The sequence below is a fragment of the Micromonospora deserti genome (genome assembly GCF_003236335.1).
Classification (GTDB): Bacteria; Actinomycetota; Actinomycetes; order Mycobacteriales; family Micromonosporaceae; genus Micromonospora; species Micromonospora deserti.
In genome coordinates this window covers 1-23,583 of the sequence record NZ_POUB01000031.1, presented here as the reverse complement: position 1 = coordinate 23,583, position 23,583 = coordinate 1, and the positions used below count along the sequence as shown (strand labels likewise).

At 72.3% G+C, this 23,583-nt stretch carries 25 protein-coding genes; 21 read left to right on the top strand and 4 right to left on the bottom strand.

What is annotated here, in order from left to right; translation table 11 throughout:
* Positions 1–191: 191 nt before the first annotated feature.
* Both C1I99_RS07595 and C1I99_RS07590 read left to right on the top strand, forming a co-directional pair.
* A complete protein-coding gene (locus C1I99_RS07595; protein WP_233512391.1) occupies positions 192–605 on the top strand; it encodes a DUF485 domain-containing protein in 414 nt (137 codons plus the stop codon).
* Between the two features lies 1 nt (position 606).
* The gene (locus C1I99_RS07590) at positions 607–2,247 is read left to right on the top strand and encodes a sodium/solute symporter (protein WP_111133491.1); all 1,641 of its coding nucleotides are present in this window, start codon (positions 607–609) and stop codon (positions 2,245–2,247) included.
* Between the two features lie 30 nt (positions 2,248–2,277).
* Here C1I99_RS07590 and C1I99_RS07585 read toward each other — a convergent pair whose 3' ends face one another.
* The gene (locus tag C1I99_RS07585) at positions 2,278–2,733 is read right to left on the bottom strand and encodes a pyridoxamine 5'-phosphate oxidase family protein (RefSeq protein ID WP_111133490.1); all 456 of its coding nucleotides are present in this window, start codon (positions 2,731–2,733) and stop codon (positions 2,278–2,280) included.
* Positions 2,734–2,950: 217 nt separating this feature from the next.
* Between C1I99_RS07585 and C1I99_RS07580 the strand changes: the two genes are divergently transcribed.
* From C1I99_RS07580 to C1I99_RS32255, 3 genes are all read left to right on the top strand, one after another.
* Positions 2,951–3,715: an ABC transporter ATP-binding protein gene (locus tag C1I99_RS07580; protein WP_111133489.1), complete on the top strand. Its 765-nt coding sequence runs from the start codon at positions 2,951–2,953 to the stop codon at positions 3,713–3,715.
* On the top strand, positions 3,700–5,391 hold the full coding sequence (locus C1I99_RS07575) for an ABC transporter permease (RefSeq protein WP_111133488.1): 1,692 nt from the start codon (positions 3,700–3,702) through the stop codon (positions 5,389–5,391). The genes C1I99_RS07580 and C1I99_RS07575 overlap by 16 nt, the downstream gene beginning before the upstream one ends.
* 401 nt (positions 5,392–5,792) lie before the next feature.
* Entirely contained in the window at positions 5,793–6,308 is a 516-nt protein-coding gene (locus tag C1I99_RS32255) for a hypothetical protein (RefSeq protein WP_146603916.1), read from the top strand.
* A gap of 156 nt (positions 6,309–6,464) precedes the next feature.
* Here C1I99_RS32255 and C1I99_RS07565 read toward each other — a convergent pair whose 3' ends face one another.
* Both C1I99_RS07565 and C1I99_RS07560 read right to left on the bottom strand, forming a co-directional pair.
* Positions 6,465–6,662 (bottom strand): DUF397 domain-containing protein, encoded by a 198-nt coding sequence (locus tag C1I99_RS07565; protein ID WP_111133486.1) that lies wholly within the window; start codon positions 6,660–6,662, stop codon positions 6,465–6,467.
* A complete protein-coding gene (locus tag C1I99_RS07560; protein ID WP_111133485.1) occupies positions 6,659–7,444 on the bottom strand; it encodes a helix-turn-helix domain-containing protein in 786 nt (261 codons plus the stop codon). Before C1I99_RS07560 ends, C1I99_RS07565 begins: the two co-directional genes overlap by 4 nt.
* 196 nt (positions 7,445–7,640) lie before the next feature.
* Here C1I99_RS07560 and C1I99_RS32250 point away from each other — a divergent pair, with 196 nt between their 5' ends.
* From C1I99_RS32250 to C1I99_RS07500, 13 genes are all read left to right on the top strand, one after another.
* Positions 7,641–7,865, top strand: coding sequence for a hypothetical protein (locus C1I99_RS32250; RefSeq protein WP_146603915.1), 225 nt, complete (start codon positions 7,641–7,643; stop codon positions 7,863–7,865).
* A 136-nt stretch (positions 7,866–8,001) separates the two neighbouring features.
* A complete protein-coding gene (locus C1I99_RS07555; protein ID WP_111133501.1) occupies positions 8,002–8,760 on the top strand; it encodes a flavin reductase family protein in 759 nt (252 codons plus the stop codon).
* A gap of 187 nt (positions 8,761–8,947) precedes the next feature.
* Positions 8,948–9,310, top strand: a complete 363-nt coding sequence (locus C1I99_RS07550; protein ID WP_111133484.1) for a DUF485 domain-containing protein — start codon at positions 8,948–8,950, stop codon at positions 9,308–9,310.
* Complete coding sequence (locus tag C1I99_RS07545) at positions 9,288–10,961, top strand: monocarboxylic acid transporter (protein WP_111133483.1); 1,674 nt, start codon at positions 9,288–9,290, stop codon at positions 10,959–10,961. Before C1I99_RS07550 ends, C1I99_RS07545 begins: the two co-directional genes overlap by 23 nt.
* A 121-nt stretch (positions 10,962–11,082) precedes the next feature.
* Positions 11,083–12,060, top strand: a complete 978-nt coding sequence (locus tag C1I99_RS07540) for an NAD-dependent epimerase/dehydratase family protein (RefSeq protein ID WP_111133482.1) — start codon at positions 11,083–11,085, stop codon at positions 12,058–12,060.
* Positions 12,061–12,137: 77 nt separating this feature from the next.
* The gene (locus tag C1I99_RS07535; RefSeq protein WP_111133481.1) at positions 12,138–13,379 is read left to right on the top strand and encodes an LCP family protein; all 1,242 of its coding nucleotides are present in this window, start codon (positions 12,138–12,140) and stop codon (positions 13,377–13,379) included.
* Between the two features lie 283 nt (positions 13,380–13,662).
* A complete protein-coding gene (locus C1I99_RS07530; protein WP_111133480.1) occupies positions 13,663–14,883 on the top strand; it encodes an LCP family protein in 1,221 nt (406 codons plus the stop codon).
* A 263-nt stretch (positions 14,884–15,146) separates the two neighbouring features.
* Positions 15,147–16,085: an LCP family protein gene (locus C1I99_RS07525; RefSeq protein WP_111133479.1), complete on the top strand. Its 939-nt coding sequence runs from the start codon at positions 15,147–15,149 to the stop codon at positions 16,083–16,085.
* Between the two features lie 57 nt (positions 16,086–16,142).
* Complete coding sequence (locus C1I99_RS07520) at positions 16,143–16,478, top strand: rhodanese-like domain-containing protein (protein ID WP_111133478.1); 336 nt, start codon at positions 16,143–16,145, stop codon at positions 16,476–16,478.
* Between the two features lie 8 nt (positions 16,479–16,486).
* The gene (locus C1I99_RS07515) at positions 16,487–17,278 is read left to right on the top strand and encodes a glycerophosphodiester phosphodiesterase (RefSeq protein WP_111133477.1); all 792 of its coding nucleotides are present in this window, start codon (positions 16,487–16,489) and stop codon (positions 17,276–17,278) included.
* Between the two features lie 119 nt (positions 17,279–17,397).
* A complete protein-coding gene (locus C1I99_RS07510) occupies positions 17,398–18,852 on the top strand; it encodes a sensor histidine kinase (protein ID WP_111133500.1) in 1,455 nt (484 codons plus the stop codon).
* A 67-nt stretch (positions 18,853–18,919) separates the two neighbouring features.
* A complete protein-coding gene (locus C1I99_RS07505) occupies positions 18,920–19,330 on the top strand; it encodes an ATP-binding protein (RefSeq protein ID WP_233512393.1) in 411 nt (136 codons plus the stop codon).
* Between the two features lie 61 nt (positions 19,331–19,391).
* Positions 19,392–20,276 (top strand): DUF5926 family protein, encoded by an 885-nt coding sequence (locus tag C1I99_RS07500; protein ID WP_111133475.1) that lies wholly within the window; start codon positions 19,392–19,394, stop codon positions 20,274–20,276.
* Here C1I99_RS07500 and C1I99_RS07495 read toward each other — a convergent pair.
* Positions 20,263–21,501 (bottom strand): arginine deiminase, encoded by a 1,239-nt coding sequence (locus C1I99_RS07495; RefSeq protein ID WP_111133474.1) that lies wholly within the window; start codon positions 21,499–21,501, stop codon positions 20,263–20,265. The genes C1I99_RS07500 and C1I99_RS07495 overlap by 14 nt on opposite strands.
* A 163-nt stretch (positions 21,502–21,664) precedes the next feature.
* On the opposite strand from C1I99_RS07495, the gene C1I99_RS07490 reads away from it, so the two are divergent.
* The 3 genes from C1I99_RS07490 to C1I99_RS07480 all read left to right on the top strand — a co-directional run bounded on the left by C1I99_RS07490 (position 21,665) and on the right by C1I99_RS07480 (position 23,488).
* Entirely contained in the window at positions 21,665–22,405 is a 741-nt protein-coding gene (locus C1I99_RS07490) for a hypothetical protein (RefSeq protein WP_111133473.1), read from the top strand.
* Positions 22,406–22,579: 174 nt separating this feature from the next.
* Complete coding sequence (locus tag C1I99_RS07485; RefSeq protein WP_111133472.1) at positions 22,580–23,023, top strand: hypothetical protein; 444 nt, start codon at positions 22,580–22,582, stop codon at positions 23,021–23,023.
* Between the two features lie 75 nt (positions 23,024–23,098).
* Positions 23,099–23,488: an ACT domain-containing protein gene (locus C1I99_RS07480; protein WP_111133471.1), complete on the top strand. Its 390-nt coding sequence runs from the start codon at positions 23,099–23,101 to the stop codon at positions 23,486–23,488.
* Positions 23,489–23,583 lie beyond the last annotated feature (95 nt).

Genomic DNA, 23,583 nt, shown 5'->3' with positions numbered 1-23,583 from the left:
CGGGTTCAACACCGGCAAGGCCGAAACCGGTGACTCGGAATAACACAATCGATGGACGAATCAGGACTTAATGGTGTCTTAATTCGGGCCCGGATCGCACTTGTCCACAGGGGTGAGGCGTTTTCCACAGGTTGTCCACAGCCCCGGTGGACAACCCTTGACAATCCCGCTGAGCAGGCGAGACTGCCCAGGTGACCGCTACCGACGACGTCGTACCGGCGCCCCGGGCACCGGAAGCGCTGCCGCGGACGCGGATCGTGCTGGCCGAGGTGTCCCGCCGGGACGACCGGGCCGACCGCACCCGCGCCGAGCTGGCCCAGCAGACCCGGGTCGGCGAGGCGCTGGTGCGCGGGCTGGTCCGGGCCCAGTTCGCGCTCGCCCTGCGGATGTCCCTGGTGGTGGCGATCGGGCTCGGCGGGCTGCCGTGGCTGTTCGCCATCGCGCCCTCGGTCGGCCGGGTCACCGTGCTCGGGGTCAACCTGCCCTGGCTGCTGCTCGGGGTCGCCTCGTTCCCGTTCCTGATCGCGGTCGGCTGGGCGTACGTGCGGCTGGCCGAACGAAACGAGCAGGACTTCACCGACCTGGTCCAGCGGCCGGAGCGCTGAGGTGGGCAACGGCTACGTCGTCCCGGCGATCGTCGCGGTCACCCTGATCACCGTCGCCATCGGCTTCTACGGGCTGCGCTTGGCCCGCACCACCTCCGACTTCCTGGTCGCCTCCCGGGCGGTCAGCCCCACCTGGAACGCCGCCGCGATCGGCGGGGAGTACCTCTCCGCGGCGTCCTTCCTCGGCATCGCCGGGCTCATCCTGAAGTACGGCGTGGACGTGCTCTGGTACCCGGTCGGCTTCGCCGCCGGCTACCTCGCCCTGCTGCTCTTCGTGGCCGCGCCGCTGCGCCGCTCCGGCGCGTTCACCCTGCCCGACTTCTGCGAGCTGCGGCTCGGCTCCCGCCGGCTGCGCATCCTGGCCACCGTCTTCGTCATCTTCATCGGCTGGCTCTACCTGGTGCCGCAGTTGCAGGGGGCGGGGCTGACGCTGGCCACGGTGACCGGGGCGGCGTATCCGGTGGGTGCCCTGCTGGTGGCCGTGGTGGTCACCGCGAACGTGGCGCTCGGCGGCATGCGGGCGGTCACCTTCGTGCAGGCGTTCCAGTACTGGCTGAAGTTGACCGCGCTCGCCGTACCGGCGATCTTCCTGGCGCTGCAGTGGCAGGCCGACGCCCGCCCGGCGGTGACCCCGCCCGACGGCCCGATTTTCCGGACGTCGACCACCGTCGTGGTCGAGCACCGCGCGACCCTCACCCTGCCCGACGGCCAGACCCGGGAGGTACGCCCCGGCGACGAGCTGTCCTTCGCGGCCGGCGACCCGGTGCCGGAGGTCTCCGGCGTGGCCACCGACGCGGCCGACTGGCTGCTGCCCAGCACCGCCGGGGACGACGACCGTGGCCTGTTCGCCACGTACTCCCTGATCCTGGCCACCTTCCTCGGCACCATGGGGCTGCCGCACGTGCTGGTGCGCTTCTACACCAACCCGGACGGCGCCGCCGCCCGGCGCACCACCCTGGTGGTGCTCGCCCTGGTCGGCGCCTTCTACCTGCTACCCACCATCTACGGCGTACTCGGCCGGATCTACACGCCACAACTGCTGCTCACCGGGCAGACCGACGCGGTGGTGGTACTGCTCCCCGGTGCCGCGCTCGGCGACGGCACCACCGGCCGGCTGCTCGCCGCGCTGGTCGCGGCGGGCGCCTTCGCGGCCTTCCTCTCCACCTCGTCGGGGCTGCTCACCAGCGTCGCCGGGGTGATCTCCACGGACGTGCTCGGGCGCGGCTCGGTCCGTGGCTTCCGGCTGGCCACGGTGATCGCCGGGGGTGTGCCCGCGGTGCTCGCGCTGAACGTCTCCGGGCTGGACGTGTCGCAGGTGGTGGGGCTGGCCTTCGCGGTCGCCGCGTCCAGCTTCTGCCCGCTGCTGGTGCTCGGCATCTGGTGGCGGGGGCTGACCGACCTGGGCGCCGCGGCTGGGGTGCTGGCCGGCGGCGGCGCGGCGATCGCGTCCGTGCTGGTCACCGTGCTCGGCCCGGAGCTGTCCGGGTGGCCGGCCACGCTCACCGGGCAGCCGGCCGCCTGGACGGTGCCGCTGGCCTTCACCGTGATGGTGGCCGTCTCGGTGGCGTCCCGACGCAGGGCGCCGGCCGACGTCGGGGCCACCATGCTCCGCCTGCACGCGCCCGAGGCGCTGCGGCTGTAGCACCCGCTTTGAGCTGCGCCATGCTCACAGTCAGTCCACGATCCGGCGGCCGTCCCGGACGAGGTCACGGCCGGCGATCTCGTCTTCCTCCCGCCACGCCTGCACCCGCCGGGGGCGTACCCGGAAATAGCTGTAGGAGCCGGTCGACCGGCGCGGGTCGAAACCGGTCTTCGCGGCGAACGCGTCGCCCACCCCGTCGGGAAGATCGTCGGGCGTCAGCGTCTCCACCGTGCCGTCCACGAGGACGACGTCCCGGGTCAGGCCGATCCCGAGGCGGACCCGGCCGGTGTCACGCAGGTTCCGGCCGGTGGGGCTGGTCGCCAGGGTGGCCAGCAGCAGCGTGTCACCGTCCCAGAGAAAGGAGAGCGGCACCAGGTACGGCGTGCCGTCGGGGTCGGCGGTGGCGACCCAGACGTCGACGTCGTTCTCCAGCCGGTGCAGGGTGTCCTTCCAGCGCTGCTGACGGGAGCGGGCCGGCGCGGTCATCGGGGTCCTCCTCGGATAGCGGGGCTGCGGTGATCTTTCCACTTCCCGTCGGACGCGGGGGGCCGGCGACGCCCGGCGGGAACCGATGCGTCACTTCCCCTCGACCGCTGACCGCCCGTGGTACGCCCCGAGTCGAAGAAGCTCCTGCCTGAGAAGGAGGGCGAGGTCGTTCCCCGGCCGGAGCGCTCCCTGGCGGGGGAGAGCTAGGTTCGAGGTCATGACTGCTGAGCACCCGGCCCTCGCACTGCGTGGCCTGGCGAAGAGTTTCGACGGCAAGGTCGCGGTGGCCGGCGTCGATCTGGACGTCCCGGCCGGATCGTTCTACGGCCTGCTCGGCCCGAACGGCGCCGGGAAGACCACCACCCTGTCGATGGCGGTGGGGCTGCTCCGGCCCGACGCCGGGGGCGCGTGGGTGCTCGGGCACGACGTCTGGGCCGACCCGGCCGGGGCGAAGCAGCTGCTCGGCGTGATGCCGGACGGCGTACGCCTCTTCGACCGGCTCAGCGGTGCGGAGCTGCTCGCGTACCACGGGCTGCTGCGCGGCATGGATCCGGCGGTGGTCGACCAGCGGGCGGCCGAGCTGCTGGACGTGCTCGCGCTCGGCGACGCCGGGCGAACCCTGGTGGTGGACTACTCGGCGGGCATGAAGAAGAAGATCGGCCTGGCCTGCGCGCTGTTGCACGGGCCCCGGCTGCTCGTGCTGGACGAGCCGTTCGAGGCGGTCGACCCGGTCTCGGCCGCGTTGATCCGGGACATCCTCCAGCGCTACGTCGCCGGCGGCGGCACGGTGGTCTTCTCCAGCCACGTGATGGAGGTCGTCGAGCGGCTCTGCTCGCACGTGGCGATCCTGGCCGGCGGCGTCATCAAGCGGGTCGGCACCCTGCCGGAGGTGCGCGGCGAGCGGTCCCTGGAGCAGGTCTTCGTCGAGGTCGTCGGCGGCCGGACGGCGACCGGCGAGGAGCTGGCGTGGCTGTCCCGGTGAGCGTGCCGGCCGCGCCGGCCCGGAGGGTATCCGTACGGCACTTCGTCCGGCTCAAGCTGCGGGTGATGGGCAACAACTTCCGGGGCCAGGGCTGGCGGATCGCGCTGTTCGTGGTCGGCTCGCTGGTGGCGCTCTGGTTCGCCGGCACCGGCTTCCTGCTGTTCGCCGCCCCCGGCCTGGCCGGCGACGGCCGGTACGCCCTGCTGGTCGCGGCCTTCGGCGGCGGCCTGGCGGTGCTGGGCTGGCTGCTGCTGCCGCTGGTCTTCTTCGGCGTCGACGAGACCCTCGACCCGGCCCGCTTCGCGCTGCTGCCACTGCCCCGCCGCACCCTGGTCACCGGCCTGTTCGCCGCCGCCCTGGTGAGCGTGCCCGCGGTCGCGGTGCTGCTGGCGCTCTCCGGGCTGGTGGTCACCGCCGGCGCGCTGGGCGGCTGGCCGGCCGCCGGAGTCGCCGCCGTGGGGGTGGTCGGCGGGCTGCTGCTCTGCATCGCGGCCGCCCGGGCGGTCACCAGCGCCTTCGCCACGATGCTGCGCTCCCGCCGGGTGCGTGACCTGGCCGCCGTGCTGCTGGCCGCGGCTGCCGCGCTGCTCGGGCCGCTGCAACTGGTGGGCGTCGCCGCGGTCCGCGACGCCGACTGGGACCGGCTCACCGGGGTGGCCGAGGTGGTCGGCTGGACGCCGTTCGGCGCGCCGTGGACGGCCGGCATCGACGTGGCGCAGGGGCGGGTCTGGGCGGCCCCGGTCAAGCTGCTGATCACCGCGCTGGCCGTGGTGGCGCTGCTGGCATGGTGGTCGCGTTCGCTGGAATCGGCCATGGTGGGCTCGGCGAGCGCCGGCCGCGCCCCGGCGCGGCGCGACGCCACCGGCGGGGCGGTCGCCCAGCTCTTCCCCCGCGCCGTCGGCTGGGCCCGCCGGGACCGGCTCGGCGCGCTGGTCGCCAGGGAGGCCCGCTACTGGTGGCGGGACGCGCGGCGGCGGGCCAACCTGATCACCATCGCGGTGGTCGGCATCTTCGTGCCGGTCATGGTCAACCTGGGCGGCTCGGGCTTCACCGTCGACAGCGAGCAGGGCCTCACCGCCGCGGGAGACACCTCGCCGGTGCTGGTCAGCTTGTCGATGCTCTTCGTGGGCCTGCTCGCCGCGGTGACCCTGGCCAATCAGTTCGGCTTCGACGGCAGCGGGTACGCCGCGCACGTGGTGGCGGGAGTGCCCGGGCAGCTGGAGCTGCGCGCCCGGATGACCGCGTTCTCGATCTACGTACTGCCGATGCTGGGCGTGGTGTCGGTCGTACTCGCGGTAGTGCTCGGCGAGCCGGGCTGGATCGGGCTGATGGCCGGCACCCTGGTCGCCGCCTACGGGGCGGGGCTGGCGGTCAACTGCTTCATCTCGGTGCTCGGGGCATACTCGCTGCCGGAGACGAGCAACCCGTTCGCGTTGAACAGCGGCGCCGGGGTGGCGAAGAGCTTCCTCACCCTGCTGGCGATGCTCGCCACCGCGGTCGCCGCGGCGCCGATGGTGGTGGCCGCGGCGCTGCTCGGCGACGCCTGGCTCTGGCTGGCCCTGCCCGTCGGCGCGGCGTACGGCCTGGGCGCGGCGCTGCTCGGCGCGTACCTTGCCGGCGACGTGCTGGACCGCCGCCAGCCCGAACTGCTCGCCACCGTCACCCCGCGCCGCTGATGCCCGTCGTGGAGGCATGGCGGCTGTGGCACAGCCTCCCGGCTGAGCAACTCGTCCAAATCGAGGTCGCCGACTTCTTGGCACGACCGGATCGACACGCAGACCTCACTCACCACGCCAGGCGAAGGTCCGGTGGCATGCCAGGTGCACGCCCAGACCAACGAGTTGTGGTCGACGGCGTTCGATGGGTCGACGCCGGGTGCCGACGCCGATAAACTAACGACTCGGACACCCTGCTGCGGGAGCCCACAAACCCTCCAGGCCAGGACGAACCACGCAACGCCACCCGTCTCACTAATATCCCCCAGAGTATGACCGACGAGGCTGGGTGCGTCATGCGGCCAGGGCCGCCTCTGCTGCGCATCGAATACGCCAACAAGATCATTTAGGAGGCGCTGGGGATGAGAATATCTGTGACGGTAGCTGCAGCAGCTTTGCTGATCACCACGGGCGCAACGGCGGCACACGCCTCGTCAGCCGATCCGGCGACGACACAGTCGGATGAGATTTCCGCCACCGCATTAGAGTGGGACACCGGTGTGCACACCTACAGCTACCCTCCTGCCGACTGCCCTTATGCATCGAAGTCAGGTGTGATGGCCTGTTTCGAGGCGTACGGCGACAAGTGGTGGGTCGCTGACACCGATATCGACGGCTGGTCGGCGGCCACCCACTGGAAGAACTACCTCCAGGACCAGAACGGTAACTGGTTGCTCGCCCGTGAGGGGATCTGCATAAACAAATCGGGCGGCCACACGAGGGCCGTTTGCGACAAGAACTACTACGAGAACTCCACCTACCCTAACGGCGCTTTCGGCCAGGGCAGTTACCTTACTTGGCGCGCGTGCCTCTACAAGTCTTCAACCAATCAGTGGAATGGCTGCTCGAGCTGGACAACTGTCCTCAATTCCAACTGACACCGTCAAGCGCACTTCTGGGACGGTGCTGCCTCCTCACCCCCGCGAGGCAGCACTTCCCAGGACCTGCCGTCTCCCGCACCTCCGATGGCACTGGTGGCTCCGCATGGGGCGGGGCCACCAGTGCCTGCGGCGGGCGTGGATCTCGCAGGATGCTCAGTCGGGGCGGGTCGTGCGGAGCACGCCGAGGAACGAGCGCCAGGCGTCCGGGGCGAACCGGAGCGTAGGCCCGGACCGGTCCTTGCTATCCCGCACCAGCACGACCCCCGGCAGATTGCCGGCCACCTCGACGCATGCTCCACCTGTGTCGCCGGATCGGGTCGACGTGCGCCAGCGTGGCTGCGCGGCGGTCATGGCGTCACCTTCAGCTTCCGGAGCAGATCCAGCGAGGCGCTCGTGGACAGCGCTTCGCCCAGCAGGCTATCCCACTTGCGATCGATCAAGCGGACGACTTCCGGATCGTCGATGACGTGTCCGCGAGCGACATCCTCCACGTAGGTCACCCGCTCGCCATCCGGTAGTTCAGCCAGCAGGAACCCGCCGATCAGGCCGACGTGCGCCCCGACGTCGAGGGATATCACGTGTAGCCGGACGGAAGGCAGGGCGGCCAGGTCCAGCAGTCGGCCAAGCTGCGCGTCAAGCACCGCCGGTCCGCCGATCGGCCGACGGAGTGCATTCTCGTCGAGGACGAAGACGCAGAGCGGTGGCTCATCGCGATGCAACAACTGCTGCCGTTCCATCCTCACCGCAACCAACTCGGCAACCGTCGCGGCCGAGTGCAGCCCGCCTGCCGAAATCACCGCTCGGGCGTAGTCCTCGGTCTGGAGCAGCCCGGGGACCAGGCAGGGCTCAAACTCGCAGAGCCGGGTCGCCTGCTGCTCGTGGGTCCGCCACGGCACGAACCAGGACGGGAGACGCTGCCGGTCAGCCGCTTGCAGGAGCTCGGCGAGGAGGCCGCCGGTGCCGAGGGCCTGGTCGGCGGCGACGGCGAACTCCATCGTGGGCCGGCGACGGCCGGTCTCGATGGCGGCGACGGTGGACGGGCTCCACTTGATCAGGGCGGCCAGCCCTTCCTGCGAGACGTCCGCGCCGGCTCGGGCCGCCTTCAGCGCCCGGATCCACATCTCGACGTTCATCCTTACCTCTCCGGTAAGTACGCGACCGCGTTGCGTAGTAAGCCCTGGCATCCTCCCCCGTCCGGCCCGGCGAGTCCAGGGTGGAGGGCGCGCGGCCCGGCCGGTGGAGGCGACGACCCGGCGGCCGGTCCTGCGTCGGGCTGCCCCGGTCACATCCCCCGTCCGGGGCGGCCCCCGACGTGTGAAGGAGGCCAGCATGTTCGCTCCGTTCCGGAGGAACGCCGCAGGGAGGTCGTACCGTCTGGCGACCCGACCGGCACCGGGTGCGGTGCCGGGCGCGGCGGCGCCCAACCGGGTCCCGGCCCGGCCGCAGGAACCACCGGCCTGGGCGGCATGGCCGACGGTAGCGGTGCCGCGGCCGGGCCGGGCCGGCTGGCTGACCCCGGCGCAGACCTGGCGGGCCAACGGCGGTCGCTGGTGACCGGAGCCTTCATCCTCCCCAGCGCGGGAGGGCGCCGGTGAGCCGGTTCGTGCCGCACCTGCCGATGCGACCGCTGTGGCGGTGCCGGGCCTGCGGCGCGCACTGGCCGTGCCAACCGGCCCGGCTCGCCCTGCTGGTGGAGTACCGCGCGGACCGCCCGTCACTGCTGGTCTACCTGGGCACGTTGATGGCGGAGGCGGCCGCCCAGCTCGGCCAGCTCAACGCCCACTCCCCGCCGGCCGACCTGCACGAGCGGTTCCTCTCCTGGGCGCGCGCCCAGGTGCCCGGCGAGCGGTCGGGTGGGACGGGAGACGGCGCACATCACGAGGCGGACCCCGCCCGGCGGGCAGCGGCGGGCGGCACAATGTTTCACGTGAATCAAGAGCCCGGTGCCGAGATCCACCACATCGACCCGTTCGCCGTGCCGGCCGAGCAGCGCTCCCCGGTACGCCGGTTGCGGGGTCGGCTGGCCGCGCCGGTGACGCTCTGGACGGCGCCCGGGCCGGCCGGCCTGACCGTGTCGTCCACCCTGATCGCGGAGGGTGAGCCGGACCGGCTGCTGGGCCTGGTCGACGCGGAGTCCGACCTGTGGGCGGCGGCCGAGGAGGCGGGCCGGTTCGCGGTGGCTCCGCTGGGGCCGGCGCACCGGCAGCTCGCCGACCGGTTCGCCGGCCTCTTCCCGTCGCCCGGCGGCCTCTTCGCCACCGGCGCCTGGACCGACACCCCCTACGGCCCGGTCCCGACGGACGCCGGCGGCTGGGCCGGCTGCCGCCTCGACACCGCCCGCGAGTACGGCTGGGGCCTGCTGGTCGAGGCCACCATCGAGACCGTCGAGCTGGCCGAGGAGACGGAACCGCTGCTGCACTACCGGGGCCGGTACCGCCAGTTGGTCTGATCACCGGGCCGGGCCGCCGAACCGTCCCGCGGGCCGACCGCTCGTCGGGGTGACCTGGGTCACTCGGCGCAGCCACCGTGCCGTTCGGCGCAGCCGCCGACCGGCGCCGATCTCACCCTTCCCGTCGGGGAGCCGGCTACCTACGGTGCGCGAAAACCCCGACGCCTGTGAAGGTGGTGATCCACAAATGTCCACGGACACACCCGCGCCGACCGCTTCGACGCCGGAGCGGTACCTCGCCGTCCAACGCTCGGACGAGTTCGCCGGGTTGCGTCGCGCGCTGCGCGGCTTCGTCTTCCCGATGACCGTCGCGTTCTTCTTGTGGTACGCGCTCTACGTGATCCTGTCCGCGTACGCGCGGGACTTCATGGGCACGAAGCTCTTCGGCAACATCAACGTCGCCCTCGTCTTCGGCCTGCTCCAGTTCGTCTCCACCTTCGTCATCGCCTGGCTCTACTCCCGGTACGCCGACCGGAAGATCGACCCCGTCGCCGACCGGATCCGCAACGAGATCGGGGAGGTGACCCATGAGCATGGTCCTCGCGGCTGAGGCGGGTGACACCACCGCCCGCAACCTGACCATCACGCTGTTCCTGGTCTTCGTGGCGGTGACCCTGGCCATCACGATCTGGGCCAGCCGGCAGACCAAGACGGCCACCGACTTCTACGCCGGCGGCCGCTCCTTCTCCGGCTTCCAGAACGGCATGGCGATCGGCGGCGACTACATGTCGGCGGCCTCGTTCCTCGGCATCGCCGGCATCATCGCCCTCTACGGCTACGACGGCTTCCTCTACTCGATCGGCTTCCTGGTCGCCTGGCTGGTGGCGCTGCTGCTCGTCGCGGAGCTGCTGCGCAACTCCGGCCGGTACACGATGGCCGACGTGCTGGCCTTCCGGATGCGCCAGCGGCCGGTGCGCACCGCCGCGGCGGTCTCCACCATTACCGTGTCGATCTTCTACCTGCTGGCCCAGATGGTGGGCGCCGGCGCGCTGGTCGCGCTGCTGCTCGGCATCAGGCCGGGGACGACGTTCCTCGGCATGGACGCGGACGCCGCCAAGATCGCCACCATCATCATGGTCGGCGCCCTGATGATCATCTACGTCACGGTGGGCGGGATGAAGGGCACCACCTACGTGCAGATCGTCAAGGCGTTCCTGCTGATGGGCGGCGCGCTGGTGATGACCCTGCTGGTGCTGGCGAAGTACAAGTTCAACCTGTCGTCGCTGCTCGGCGACGCGGCCTCGTCGTCAGGCAAGGGCAGCGCGTTCCTCGAACCGGGGCTGCGCTACGGCGTCGAGGTGGCCGGCAACGCGACGCAGACCTTCTACCACAAGATGGACCTGCTCTCCCTCGGCATCGCCCTGGTGCTCGGCACCGCCGGCCTGCCGCACATCCTGATCCGTTTCTACACCGTCCCGACGGCCCGGGCGGCCCGCAAGAGCGTGCTCTGGGCGATCGGCATCATCGGTACCTTCTACCTGCTCACCCTGGCGCTCGGCTTCGGCGCCGCGGCGCTGGTGGGCAGCGAGGCGATCACCGCCCAGGACCGGGCCGGCAACACCGCCGCGCCGCAGTTGGCGGAGGCGCTCGGCATCGACTTCCTCGGCGGCGACCTGGGCGGGGCCACCCTGCTCGCGATCATCGCGGCGGTCGCCTTCGCCACCATCCTGGCCGTGGTGGCCGGCCTGACCCTGGCCTCCTCGTCCAGCCTGGCGCACGACTTCTACGCAAATGTGATCAAGAACGGAGCCGCCTCGGAGCGGCGGGAGGTGGCGGTCGCCCGGATCTCCGCCCTGGTGATCGGCGCGGTCGCCATCGCCCTGTCGATCTTCGCGCAGAACCTGAACGTGGCCTTCCTGGTGGCGCTCGCCTTCGCGGTGGCCGCCTCGGGCAACCTGCCGGCGATCCTCTACAGCCTGTTCTGGAAGCGGTTCAACACCTCCGGCGCGGTCTGGGCCATCTACGGCGGCCTGCTCTCCGCTGTACTGCTGGTGTTCTTCTCACCGGTGGTCTCCGGGGCACCGACGGCGATGTTCCCCGAGCAGGACTGGCAGTGGTTCCCGCTGTCCAACCCGGGCATCCTCTCGATCCCGTTCGGCTTCCTCTGCGGCTGGATCGGCACGATCATCTCGAAGGAGCGTGACGAGGAGAAGTACGCGGAACTGGAGGTGCGTTCGCTCACCGGCGCCGGCGCGCACTGAGTGACGGCGGCCCGGCGCCGCCGTGCCGGCCGTAGGGCCCCTCCCGCTCACCGGGAGGGGCCCGTCGCGTCGCGGTACGGGTGGCACCGGATGACCCGGCCGGCTGAGTAGGCTGACCGGCATGACGGTTGCTGCGCGCTTCGGACCGGGTCACCGCATCCTCGTCACCGGCGGTGCCGGTTTCGTCCCGTCGCACCTGGTGGACGCCCTGATCCGCCGTGGCTGCACGGTGGTCGCGGTGGACAACTTCGTCACCGGGTCCAAGGAGAACGTCGCCCACCTGTTGGACAGGCCGACCTTCACCCTGGTCGAGGCGGACGTCTCCGACGGGCTGCCGACCCACCATCCGGCGCTGGCCGAGCGGTTCGACGCGATCCTGCACATGGCCTCCCCGGCGAGCCCCACCGACTTCGCCCAGTTGCCGGTGGAGATCCTCCGGGTCGGCTCGGTGGCCACCCTGCACCTGCTGGACCGGGCGGTCGCCGACGGCGCGCGGTTCCTGATGGCCTCCACCTCCGAGGCGTACGGGGACCCGAAGGAGCACCCGCAGCGCGAGACCTACTGGGGCAACGTCAACCCGATCGGCGTACGCAGCGTCTACGACGAGGCGAAGCGCTTCGCCGAGGCGGCCACCATGGCCTACCACCGCTACCGCGGCCTCGACGCCGCCATCGTGCGGATCTTCAACACGTACGGCCCGCGGATGCGCCCGGACGACGGGCGGGCCATCCCCACCTTCATCTCCCAGGCGCTGCGCGGCGAACCGATCACCGTGCACGGCACCGGCAACCAGACCCGGTCGATCTGCTATGTCGAGGACCTCGTCCACGGCATCCTGCTGCTGCTCGACTCCGCCGAGACCGGGCCGGTCAACTGCGGGACCGAGCACGAGATGAGCATGCGGCAACTCGCCGAGACGATCGTGTCACTCTGCGGCAGCAGCTCCGAGGTGACCTACATCACCCGCAGCGCCGACGACCCGGAGATGCGCCGCCCCGACCTGACCCTCGCCCGCGAACTGCTCGGATACGAGCCGACCGTGACGCCCGAAGACGGCCTACGACGCACGATCGAGTACTTCCGCGAGCGGCTAGGGTAACCGGCCAGCCACGGCGCCGTCGCAACGCCGGCGTCGCCTGAGGGCGACACTGGCCGCGGCTACGTACCCTGAGTTGCATGTCAGCGACCACGCCCGCCGGTGTCCCGCTCCCGCACCTGCACCGCAGCGCCGGGCGCGCGTCGGTGCCCGGCTCCGGCCGGGGCACCGCCGGGCGTGCCCGTCCCGCCGAGACCCGCTGGTACCCGTCACCGGACGACGAGCCGGCCTTCGCCGGCCCGGGTGGCCCGTCCGGCCCGGTCGGTCCCGGTGGCCCGGGTGGTCCGGGTGCGCCCGGTGGGCCGCGCCGGCGCGGGGCACGCCCGCGGTGGGGCCGCATCGGGCTGGTCGCCGGCGTCGCCGTGCTGGTGCTGGCGCTGCTCGGCGGCGCGGGCGCCTGGCTGTACGCCCGCAACCTCAACAACGACCTGGCCCGCACCGACCCCTTCTCGGAGATCACGGGGGGCCGGCCGGCCAAGGCGGTGGACGGCGCGCTGAACATCCTGCTGGTCGGCAGCGACTCCCGGGACCCGGACGCCCCGGTCGACCAGGCCGGCAAGTGGCGGGCCGACACGATCATCGTGATGCACATCCCGGCCAACCACCAGGAGGCCTACCTGGTCTCCATCCCGCGCGACCTCTACGTGCCGATCCCGGAGAGGGCCAACGCGGACTGCGGCTCCGGCCAGCGTGGGAAGATCAACGCGGCGTTCGCGTTCGGTGGGCTGCCACTGGCCGTGCGAACGGTGGAGTGCTTCACCGACGTCCGGCTCGACCACGTCATGGCGATCGACTTCGGCGGGTTCAAGCAGGTCACCGACGCGCTCGGCGGCGTCGACCTGACCGTGGAGCGGACCATCACCTCGATCCACAAGCCGTACCGGACGTTCACCAAGGGCACCAACCACATGGACGGCGCCGAGGCGCTGGACTGGATCCGGCAGCGGAAGCAGTTCCCGGACGGCGACTTCGCCCGGATGCGCCACCAGCAGGAGTTCCTCCGCGCGCTGATGGACAAGGCGGCCAGTACGGGCACGCTGACCAACCCGAAGAAGCTGAACGACTTCCTCAAGTCGGTGACCGCGGCGGTCACGGTCGACCAGGGCTTCTCGCTGGTCGACATGGCGGTGCAGTTCCGCAACCTGCGGAGCGAGAACCTCACCTTCGTCACCAGCCCGCACCTCGGTAGTCAGACCATCAACGGCGAGTCCGTGGTGGTCTCGGACCGGGAGAAGGCGCTGGCCATGTACAAGGCGATGAGCGCGGACACGATGGCCGAGTGGGTCAAGGCCAACCAGAAGACGGACAGCAGCGGCGGCTGATCCGCCCCGGCCCGCGGACCCACCGGCGCCGGTCGCCGCCGTGCCGGCGGAGAGCGGCGCGGGTGGCGACGGCGCAGAGGTCGACGGACGTCATCACCGGTCGGCGGGCCGGCTTTGCCCTTCCTGGGAGCCAACCGCCAATCGGTTGCATTGATCTGTACATTCGGACAATGTGCCTGCATGGCCGACGGACGAACGGAAATTGGACGCGAGACGAACTCGCCAGGACGGGAAAGCATCCGTACAGTGATCCCGCCCCCTGATCACGCGAGCTGGAGCACGCATGCCGGTTCAGACCAGCCGTCGCCCTCCGTCGCAGCAGCCGCCCCGGGCGGCCACGACCATTCCGGCGCAGCCCGCGCCGGCGCTGCCCGGTAAGGGCGGTAAGCCCGACGGCGGTCCCGCGACGAAGCGGTCACGCCGCAAGGACCCTCTCTGGGCCCGACTCACCGTGGCCCTCGGCGCCGTGCTGATGATGACCAGCGGGATCGCGATCGTCGGCAGCAAGGCGTTGATCGACAAGGCCACCGGCAACATCGCCCAGCGCAACCTGCTCGGCGACGCCGGCAAGTCGGGCGCCGAGGGCGGCAAGAACCTCGACGGCCCGATCGACATGCTGCTGCTCGGCGTGGACGCCCGGGAGCGCTGGGCAGCCGACGACGTCCGGGCGGACAGCATCATCGTGCTGCACATCCCGGCGACGCACGACCAGGCGTACCTGATCTCGATCCCCCGCGACACCGAGGCGCAGATCCCGGCTTTCAAGAAGAGCGGCTACCCGGGCGGCGTCGACAAGATCAACGCGGCGTTCCAGGCCGGCGCCCGCAACGGCGGCGGCTGGGAAGGTGGCGCCCAACTGATGGCGCAGACGATCAAGAAGATGACCGGAGTCAGCTTCGACGGCGCCGCGATCATCAACTTCGGCGGCTTCAAGAACGTCATCGACACCCTGGGCTCGGTCCGCATCTGCGTCAGCCAGGAGGTCAGGTCGCACCACATGTCGTACGTCGGCGGAAAGCCGATGTGGAACGCGGACGGCAAGAAGACCGGCAAGCCGATGACGCCGGTGGTGCACAAGAAGGGCTGCCGCGAGATGGAGGGCTGGGCGGCCCTGGACTACTCCCGGCAGCGCTACGGCCTCAAGGACGGCGACTACGACCGCCAGCAGAACCAGCAACAGCTGATCAAGGCGATGGCCCGCAAGGCCACCCAGAACGGGATGCTGACCAACCCGCTCAAGCTCAACGAGCTGATCAAGGCGGCCGGCAAGGCCTTCATCCTGGACACCGGCGGGGTGCCGGTGGCCGACTTCGTCTTCACCATGCGCGGGGTCACCGGCAACGACCTGACCATGCTGAAGACCAACGGCGGCACGTTCCACGGCAACGGGAACAACCGGGAAGCGCTCAGCGAGCAGACCCTGGACATGTTCCACGCGGTCAAGGAGGACAAGCTCGCCGAGTTCGTCTTCGCCAACCCCGAGGTGATCTCCACCCGCAAGTAGGCCGGCCGACCCCCGCCGGCCGCCCCGGCCGCCCCGGTTGTCGCGACGGCGGCCGGCGAGCCGGCCGCCGTCGGATCCGGCGGAACCGGCCTGCCGGGCAGGGCCCGGCTCGTAGCCTGACGTGAGGAGGATTCACGTACGGGCTGTGGGGAGGCGCCACGTCCAGATCCGGACGGAACGGACACGGGCGGACCGGGGCGGACACCCGGGCCGCCCGTCGCACCCGGTGGCCGCGCCTCCTGCTCGGCCTCGGGCTGGCCCTGGTGCTGCTGGCCGGGCTCGCGGTGATCGGCCTCCGGACGCTCGGCGACCGGTACGACCGCTCGGTGGTCAAGGAGCAACTGCTCGACCCGACCGCGCGGCGCGAGCGGACCGATCTCGACGGGTCGCTGAACTACCTGCTGGTCGGTACCGACCGGTGGCAGAGCGGCAGCGCCGTGGGCAAGCGGTCGGACACCATCCTCATCGTGCACGTCCCAGCCGGCGGCCGGGAGGCGTACCTGGTCTCCGTCCCCCGCGACCTGCTGGTCGCCATCCCGGCGGGCAACGGCTTCGGCGGCGGACCGGACAAGATCAACGCTGCGTACGAGCACGGCGGCGGTGGCCTGGCGGGCACCCGGCTGCTGTCGGCCACCCTGGCCCGGCTGACCGGGATCCGGTTCGACGGCGCGGCCCTGATCGACTTCTCCGGCTTCCGCAAGGTCATCGACCTGCTCGGCGGGGTCCGGATGTGCGTCGACACCGAGGTCCGCTCGATCCACACCGGCCGGGTCTTCCACCCCGGCTGCCAGCAGATGGACGGCGGCCAGGCCCTGGACTACGTCCGGCAGCGCTACGACCTGCCGGGCGGCGACTACGACCGGCAGACCCACCAGCAGCAGCTGCTCCGGGCGATGCTGGAACGCGCGGGCGAGACCCGGCTGCGCACCAACCCGGTCAAGCTCGACCAGGTCATCCGGGCGGTGGGTGGCTCGCTGACCGTGGACACCAACGGCGTACCCCTGGAGGACCTGCTGCTCGCGTTGCACGACCTGCCGGCCGACGCCCTGCGCGGCGTGCAGGTCCCGTCCCACCCGCAGACCATCGACCAGGTGTCGTACGTGGTCCTCGACAACGGCGGAAACGGGCTGTTCGAGGCGGTTCGCGGCACCCGGGTGCCGGAGTGGGCCCGGGCCAACCCCCGCTGGGTCACCCGGTTGTGACACCCCCGCGCCAGGCCCGGCGGCGTCCGCCCCGGCGAGGATCTAGGCTTGGTACCCGTGTTCGGACCCCAGGTTCCCACCGTGACCGTGCCCGAGATCGCCGACGACACCTACCTGCTCGACGTCCGGGAGGACGACGAGTGGGCCGCCGGCCACGCCCCCGGCGCCCACCACCTGCCGATGATGGAGCTGCCGTCGCGGCTGGCCGAGGTGCCCACCGACCGCGACGTGGCGGTCATCTGCCGCTCCGGCGGCCGATCCGCGCAGGTCGTCGCCTACCTCGTGCGCAACGGCTGGGAGCAGGTACGCAACGTCGAGGGCGGGATGGGCGAATGGGCCGCCGCCGGGCGACCGGTGGTCGGCGGGGACGGGCAGCCGGGCCGGGTCCTCTAGGACGGCGCATGGGCGACCCCCTGGTCTTCGCGCACCGCGGCTCCTCGTACGACCTCCCGGAACACACCCTCGCCGCCTACCTGCGCGCCCTCGACGAGGGCGCTGACGGGCTGGAGTGCGACGTGCGGCTGACCCGGGACGGGCATCTGGTCTGCGTGCACGACCGCCGGCTCGACCGGACCAGCAACGGTCGCGGCCTGGTCAGCGCGCGTACCCTCGCCGAGCTGGAGACGCTGGACTTCGGGTCCTGGCACCCGGGCTGCGTACCGGCCGACGGCGACGAGGTGCTCGACGAATCGCACACCCGACTGCTCACCCTCCAGCGGCTGCTCGACGCCGTGCTGGCCGCCGGTCGACCAGTCCGGCTGCTGGTGGAGACCAAGCACCCCTCCCGGTACGGCGGGAACGTGGAGCGCCAGCTGGTCGCCCTGCTGCGCCGGTACGGCCTGACCGAACCAGCACCGGACGACCCGGTCCGGGTCACCGTCATGTCCTTCTCGCCGCTGGCCGTCCGGCGGATCCGCGACCTGGCGCCCGCGCTGCCCACCGTGCTGCTGCTGGAGGTCCTGCCGCGCTGGCTGCGGCTCGGCCGGCTGCCGTTCGGCACCCGGATCGCCGGGCCCGGCATCGGCCTGGTCCGGGCCCGTCCCCAGCTGGTGCCGGCGCTGCGCGCGGCCGGCAGCCAGGTGTACGTCTGGACCGTCAACGAGCCGGCCGACCTGGAGCTCGTCCTGGCCACCGGGGCGGACGGGATCATCACCGACCGGCCGGCGCAGGCACTGGCCCGCCTGGGCCGCTGACCGCCCACCACCGGCACCACCGGGTGGGGGCGACGGGTGGCCCCGGCCGCCCTCCCATGGCCCGGGAGTCGGCCGGCCGGGGGTGTCCGGAATCCGACCGGCGGGGCACACTCGGGGACATGCCGGAGCGCACCGACTACCCCGCTCTCATCGCGGGCCACACCGTGGTGATCGAGATGATCAACTCTGGTGACAGCGGTCTTCCGGTCCTGACCCAGCTGCTCCGGGTGGCCCAGTCGGCGCTCGGTGCGGCGGGCATGGCGTTCGTCGAGTTCGCCCCGAGCGGCGGCCGGGTGATCTCCGCGACTGGCGCGGCCGAGTGGACCGTCGGCCGCCCGCTGCCCCTCGACAACCAGGCCACCGGCTGCCTGCTCGCCGGCCCCCGGGTGCATCAGGCCAGGCTGGACCACGTCACCGGCAAGCTCGCCGGCGAGCTTGCCGAACGCGGCCTGCTCCGGGTGGTGGTCGCCCGGGCGGAGATCGGCGGGCTGATCGTCGGCAGCCTGCACGCGCTCTACCACGGCGACGAGGAGCCGGGCGCGGAGCAGCACGGGGTGCTCGGCTACCTCGCCTCCTGCATCGCCCACATGTACGGCGACCAGACCGGCCTGCCGGTGCACGGCGACGGTCCGGTGGTGGCGGCGCTCGCCGACGGGCTGGCCGTGGTCGACCGGGAGAGTTACGTCCGACTCTGGAACCCGGCCGCCGCGCAGGTCACCGGCCGTCCCGCCGGGCAGGCGCTCAACCAGCCGCTGCCCTTCCCACTGCCCCCGCCCGGCCAGGTGCTCGACCACCGGCTGCCGGACGGTCGCTGGCTGCGGATCACCTCCGGCGAGCTGCCCGGACCCGGCGTCCTGCGGGTGGTCACCTTCCGCGACATCACCGACCAGCAGCGCCGTGACCACGACCGGGACCTCTTCGTCGCGGTGACCAGCCACGAGCTCCGCACCCCGGTCACCGTGATCAAGGGGTACGCGGACACCCTGACCGACCACTGGGAGTCGCTGACCGAGACCGACCGGCGGCAGGCCGCCCGGGTGATCGGGCAGCGCGCCAACGAGCTGGCCCGGCTGGTCGACCGGCTGCTCTCCTCCGCCGCCGAGGCGGGGCCGGGGGACGACCCGCCCGCCCCGTACGACCTCGGCGACGCGCTGCGGGCCGCCGCGGCCGACCTGCCGGCCGAGTTGCGGCACCGGATCCTGATCCACCTGCCGGCCGACCTGCCCAAGGCGCTCGGTCACCGGCCGAGCCTGGCCACCGTGCTGACCGAACTGAGCACGAACGCCGGCAAGTACTCGCCGCCCGGCTCGCCCATCGAGATCACCGCGACCGCCGACGGGCAGACCGTCTCCTTCCGGGTCAGCGACCGGGGCATCGGCATCCGGCCGGAGCACGTCGAGCGGGCGTTCGACCGGTTCTGGCAGGGGGAGTCCGGTGACCGCCGGCGCTACCCGGGGGCCGGGCTCGGCCTCTATCTCGTCCGCCGGATCGTTGAACGGCAGAATGGATGGGTATCCCTCCGTCCGAGGGCCGGTGGCGGTACGGTCGCAGAGGTGCGGCTGCGCCGCGGTTGACCGGCGGCGGCCACGGGGGCGTGAAGGGGCGAAGGTGTCGACGAGAGCTGTCGAACGGGCGTGGTGCGTGGTCGTGCCGCACCACGCCACCGGGGCGCGGCTGGCCCGGCGCAGGCTCGCCGACGAGCTGGCCGAGGTCGTACCCCCGGCCCTGCTGGCGGATCTGGTGGCGGTTTTGGCCGAGCTGGTCGGCAACGCCGTCCGGCACGCCGACCCGCTGCCCGGCGGGGTAGTCCGGGTGGCCTGGCGGCTGCGGCCGTCGGCCGACGGCCAGCTGGTGCAGCTCCGGGTGACCGACGGCGGCGCGGCGGCGGGGCCGCGGATCCGGGTAGCCGCCCCGGACGCGACCGACGGCCGGGGCCTGCACATCGTCGCCGGCCTGGCCAGCCGCTGGGGCGTCGAACGGGACGGCCTGGGGCAGAGCGTGTGGGCCGAGTTCGACCCGGCCCCGTCGCCGAGCCTCGTCACGGCCGGCTGAACGGCCACCGAAGGCGGGTCCTCCCCACGCCGCTCCGGTCCGGCCTCTAGGCTGTCTCGCCGTGAGCAAGCGTCGAAAGAGCCAGCGGGCCGCCGAAGCCACCCCGAAGCGGGAGAAGGTGCGGGACATTTTCGTGCCCCGCCCGTTCGAGGGTCTGACCGACGAGCCGGAGTGGATCGCCCTGCGCGAGCTGGTGCCGGCCGCGTCCGCTCCGCTGCGGCTCTCCCCCGCGCTGGTGGCGGAGTTCGGCGAACGGGAGATCACCCTGGCCACGGTGCTGCCCATGGCCACCCCGGCGATGACCAAGCCGGACGGCCGGATCTTCATCGGTCTGCAGCGTCACCTGCAGTCCGGTGACGTGTCGCGCGACCTGGCTGAGGCGCTGCTCTGCGCGCTGCGGGCCGAGCCGGGCCGCCCGGTCGCGGTCCCGCCGCTGCCCGGCCCCGGCCCCCGGCTGCAGGACGTGCTGGCCGACGGCCCGCTGGAGATCACCATGCACGACGGGTTCGAGTTCTGGCTCGACCCGGGGGCCGGCGACGACCCCACCGTGCAGGCGTCCCTGGAGCGGGCCAACGCCGCCATCTACCCGACCGTGCGGCTCGCCGCCGCGCGGTCCGCCTACTGGTGCCAGGTGCCGGAGAAGGCGCATGTGCGCTGGGTACTGCCCGACGACGAGGACGCGGCGCTCGACGCGCTGGCCCGGCTGAGCGCCGCCGGCACGCTGACCCTCGGCGAGAACACCCGGTTCGCCGGCATGTTCCGGGCCCACGGCCGGCTGGTGCCGGTCTGGGACCTGCCCGAGGAGATTCCGGCGGCCGACTGGGAGCAGCCGGTCGCTGACTTCGCCAAGCGGTACGCCGAGGCGCTCGGCGGCCCCATCCCGCTGGACGCGGCCGGTCGCCGCGCCCGGCACGGCCTGCTCGGCCGCCAGCTCACCCTGCGCTGACGGCCGCGGGGCCGGAGGGGCGCAGCGGCTCGCGGACCAGCGGGCAGGACATGCAGCGCGGTCCGCCCCGGCCGGAACCGAGCTCGGAGCCGGCGATCGGGATCACCTCGATGCCGGCCCGCTCCAGCTGGGCATTGGTCTCCGTGTTGCGTTCGTAGCCGACGCAGAGCCGGGGCCCGAGGGCGAGGGTGTTGTTGCCGTCGTCCCACTGCTCCCGCTCGGCGGTGACCGGGTCGAGGCCGGTGTCGATCACCCGGAGCTGGTCGAGGTCCATCGCGTCCGCCGCGGCCCGCAGGAACGGCGCCGGGCCGTCCACCCGCGGGTCCTCGCCGTCCGCGCCGGCGATGACGGTGTACGCCGACAACGTGCTGGCGATGTTCGGGTACATCAGTACGGCGTCGACGTCGACCATCGTGCAGACCGTGTCCAGGTGCATGGTGGCCCGTTCCTGGGCGATCGGCACGACCAGGATGGTGTGCGCCAGCCCGGCGGCGAAGACCTGCCGGGCGAGGCGCTCGGCGCCGGCCGGGGTGGTCCGCTCGCCCACCCCGACCGCCAGCACGCCGGGTGCGAGGAGCAGCACGTCGCCGCCCTCCAGGTGCTCCAGCTCAGGGTGGTAGACGAAGTCGGTGCCGGCGAAGCGCGGGTGGTGGCGGTAGATGGCGTCGGTCAGGGAGGTCTCCCGCCGCCGGGCCGGCATGGCCAGGCTGGTCACCCCGACCCGGTCACCGACCCAGACCGAGGAGTCCCGGGTGAAGAGCAGGTTGGGCAGCGGGTCGATGACGAAGTCGTGCCGGTCCATCAGGGTGTAGACCAAGCCGCCCGGCCGGTCCCGGCTGATCCGCAGCTCCTCGTGGGCCAGCCCGGCGATGAACACGTCGGCGAGCGCGGCCGGGTCGAGATAGGCCAGGTGGTCGGCGACCCGGGCGCGCAACGAGTCGCCGAGCCGCGGCGAGCGCAGCACCAGCTCGGTCAGCTCGGCCCGCGCCTGGGCGACGGCGAGCGTCTCGGCCAGCAGGGTGGAGAGATAGAGCACCTCGACCCCGCGCTCGCGCAGGGCGGCGGCGAACGCGTCGTGCTCCTCCTGCGCGCGGCCCACCCAGGGGATGGCGTCGAAGAGCAGCGAGTCGTTGTTGCGGGGGGTGAGCCGGGCGAGTTCGGGACCGGGGCGGTGCAGCAGCACCGTACCGAGCCGGCCGACCTCGCTGTCCACGTAGTGGGTCACCCTCGCAGCGTAGGACAGGGTTTGGCGGCATCCGGGAAAACATCTGTGGATGAATATGGCATTCATCCGCACTCACTCCGGCGCTCCAACTTGCCGACCCGGGGGACTGGCAACGTAGGGTAGTGAGGACATAACTTCGAGGGACCTTTTGCCGGAGGTCGCGATGACTGTCTTTCCCGCTCGTCGAGCCGTACCGTCCGCCCGGGCACTGCCACCCGTGGCGGTGCCGCACCCCCGGGTCGAGTCGCCCGGGGTCCTCACACCAGCCCGTCCGTCCCCGTTGGAGTGGGCCCGTCGCCGGCGGGCCGAGCGGGGTGCCCGGCGGCTGGAGGCGGCCGGCGCACGGGCGCTCGGCCAGCTCGACCACCTCGGGCCCGCGTGGCACGTCATCGAGTGGCCCCGGACGGACGTCGCCGACGCCCTGCTCCACCACGGCCAGGACGACCGCGCCGGCTTCCTCGCCATCGGGCCGAGCGGGCTCTTCGCGGTCACCATCGCCGACCACGGGCGGGCCCGGGTGCTGGTGGCCGGTGACGTGGTCCAGATCAACGGCAAGCGACCGCCCTATGTGGCCGAGGCCCGCCGCGACGCCAAGCGCGCGAGCAAGGCGCTCTCCGACGCGGTGGGGCTGCCGATCCCGGTGACACCGGTGCTGACCTTCGTCGGCTCCGGCGTCATCAGCGTCTACGGCCTCCCGAAGGACTGCCTCATGGCGACCCACCGCGAGCTGGACCGGCTGCTCGTCGCGGGCGGCAACCGGATCAGCCCGGCCACCGCCGACAAGCTCTCCCGGGTCGCACAGCACCCGGGCACCTGGCTGAACGGCGGCTACCGCGCGGCGGCCGACTACCGGTGGTACGACGACGACCGAACGGCCGCTGACAAGCCGGCCAACCGGCGGTAACGTCACCGACGACGCCACGCGCCCCGGGGCCGGTCGGCAGCCGTCGTCGCGCCGTCGCCTGCCGCCCGGTCAGGGCATCCACCACCACCGGCGGCCCGGTGACTCCAGCGCGTTCGGCGACAGGGCTGATGACCGGCTAGCGTGGACGGTCCGTCGGTGTATATAGGAGGCTCGGTGGCGCACGTCGAACTCTCGCTCTCGGAAGTGTTCATGCCGGCCGCAGGGACATCGACAGAGCACGAGTTCGACAACTTCGGGCAGTGGTCCTGCACCGTCTCCCGGGCAGACGAGCCGTGCCTGCTGATCGACGCCGACACCAGGGTGGTGGCCGTCTCCGCCTCCGGGTGCGAGCTGCTCTGCCTCGGCGCCCCGGAGGACGTGATCGGGCTGCCGCTGCTCGACGGCGGGCTGCGGCTGCTCGACTTCACCGCCAACCGGGGCGAGCTGACCGAGCCGGACAAGATCCCACCGCTGCTGGCCCTCTCCTCCGGGCGGCTCGCCCGAGGGTTGCTCCGCGTTCAGGGGGCGTCGGCGGACGCGACCGTGGACGCGATCTCCACCCCGGTGCTCACCGACGGGGCGGTCGCTGGCTCGCTCACCTTCTTCTCCGAGGTCTGACCTGCGACGGCATGTGGCGTTCGCCGCACGCGGCGAAGCTGGGGCCGGCCCTCACCCAGGCCGTAAGGTGCCCTCATGCTCGATATCGCTCTGCTGCCAGGGGAGTACGCCGTGTGCCGGTTGGCCGCCGGCTCCACCCTGCCGCCCGGGATGTCGGGCGGGCTGAGCGACGGCGACGTCGTCACGGTGAGCTGGACCGCCGACGGGATCTCGGTGATCTGCCCCGCCCACCGCGCCCCTGAGCAGGCCGCCACGGAGACCGCCTGGCGCTGCCTGCGGGTGGCCGGGCCGCTCGACCTCGCCGTCACCGGCACCCTGGCCGCCCTCGTCGAGCCGCTCGCCGAGGCCCGGGTCAGCGCGGTGGCCTTCTCCACGTACGACACCGACTACCTGCTGGTCCCCGCGGTCCGCCTCGGCGAGGCGACCGCCGCGCTGGAGCGGGCCGGGCACCGCGTCCTCGACTGACCTTCACCCGGCCGGCGGATACTCCTACGATGGGCTCGGCCACCCCTGGCCGTGACGACGTTCCCCCATGTCCCGAGGATCGGCCCGTGCCGCCC

Bases quoted from the DNA above. Each gene is read 5' to 3' on its own strand.
- C1I99_RS07530 (WP_111133480.1), top strand. From the start codon at position 13,663: ATGCCGGTTCAGACCAGCCGTCGCCCTCCGTCGCAGCAGCCGCCCCGG.
- C1I99_RS32250 (WP_146603915.1), top strand. From the start codon at position 7,641: ATGTTCGCTCCGTTCCGGAGGAACGCCGCAGGGAGGTCGTACCGTCTG.
- C1I99_RS07565 (WP_111133486.1), bottom strand. From the start codon at position 6,662: ATGACCGCCGCGCAGCCACGCTGGCGCACGTCGACCCGATCCGGCGAC.
- C1I99_RS07550 (WP_111133484.1), top strand. From the start codon at position 8,948: ATGTCCACGGACACACCCGCGCCGACCGCTTCGACGCCGGAGCGGTAC.
- C1I99_RS07515 (WP_111133477.1), top strand. From the start codon at position 16,487: ATGGGCGACCCCCTGGTCTTCGCGCACCGCGGCTCCTCGTACGACCTC.
- C1I99_RS07545 (WP_111133483.1), top strand. From the start codon at position 9,288: ATGAGCATGGTCCTCGCGGCTGAGGCGGGTGACACCACCGCCCGCAAC.
- C1I99_RS07490 (WP_111133473.1), top strand. From the start codon at position 21,665: ATGACTGTCTTTCCCGCTCGTCGAGCCGTACCGTCCGCCCGGGCACTG.
- C1I99_RS07560 (WP_111133485.1), bottom strand. From the start codon at position 7,444: ATGAACGTCGAGATGTGGATCCGGGCGCTGAAGGCGGCCCGAGCCGGC.
- C1I99_RS07535 (WP_111133481.1), top strand. From the start codon at position 12,138: ATGTCAGCGACCACGCCCGCCGGTGTCCCGCTCCCGCACCTGCACCGC.
- C1I99_RS32255 (WP_146603916.1), top strand. From the start codon at position 5,793: ATGAGAATATCTGTGACGGTAGCTGCAGCAGCTTTGCTGATCACCACG.
- C1I99_RS07540 (WP_111133482.1), top strand. From the start codon at position 11,083: ATGACGGTTGCTGCGCGCTTCGGACCGGGTCACCGCATCCTCGTCACC.
- C1I99_RS07510 (WP_111133500.1), top strand. From the start codon at position 17,398: ATGCCGGAGCGCACCGACTACCCCGCTCTCATCGCGGGCCACACCGTG.
- C1I99_RS07480 (WP_111133471.1), top strand. From the start codon at position 23,099: ATGCTCGATATCGCTCTGCTGCCAGGGGAGTACGCCGTGTGCCGGTTG.
- C1I99_RS07580 (WP_111133489.1), top strand. From the start codon at position 2,951: ATGACTGCTGAGCACCCGGCCCTCGCACTGCGTGGCCTGGCGAAGAGT.
- C1I99_RS07585 (WP_111133490.1), bottom strand. From the start codon at position 2,733: ATGACCGCGCCGGCCCGCTCCCGTCAGCAGCGCTGGAAGGACACCCTG.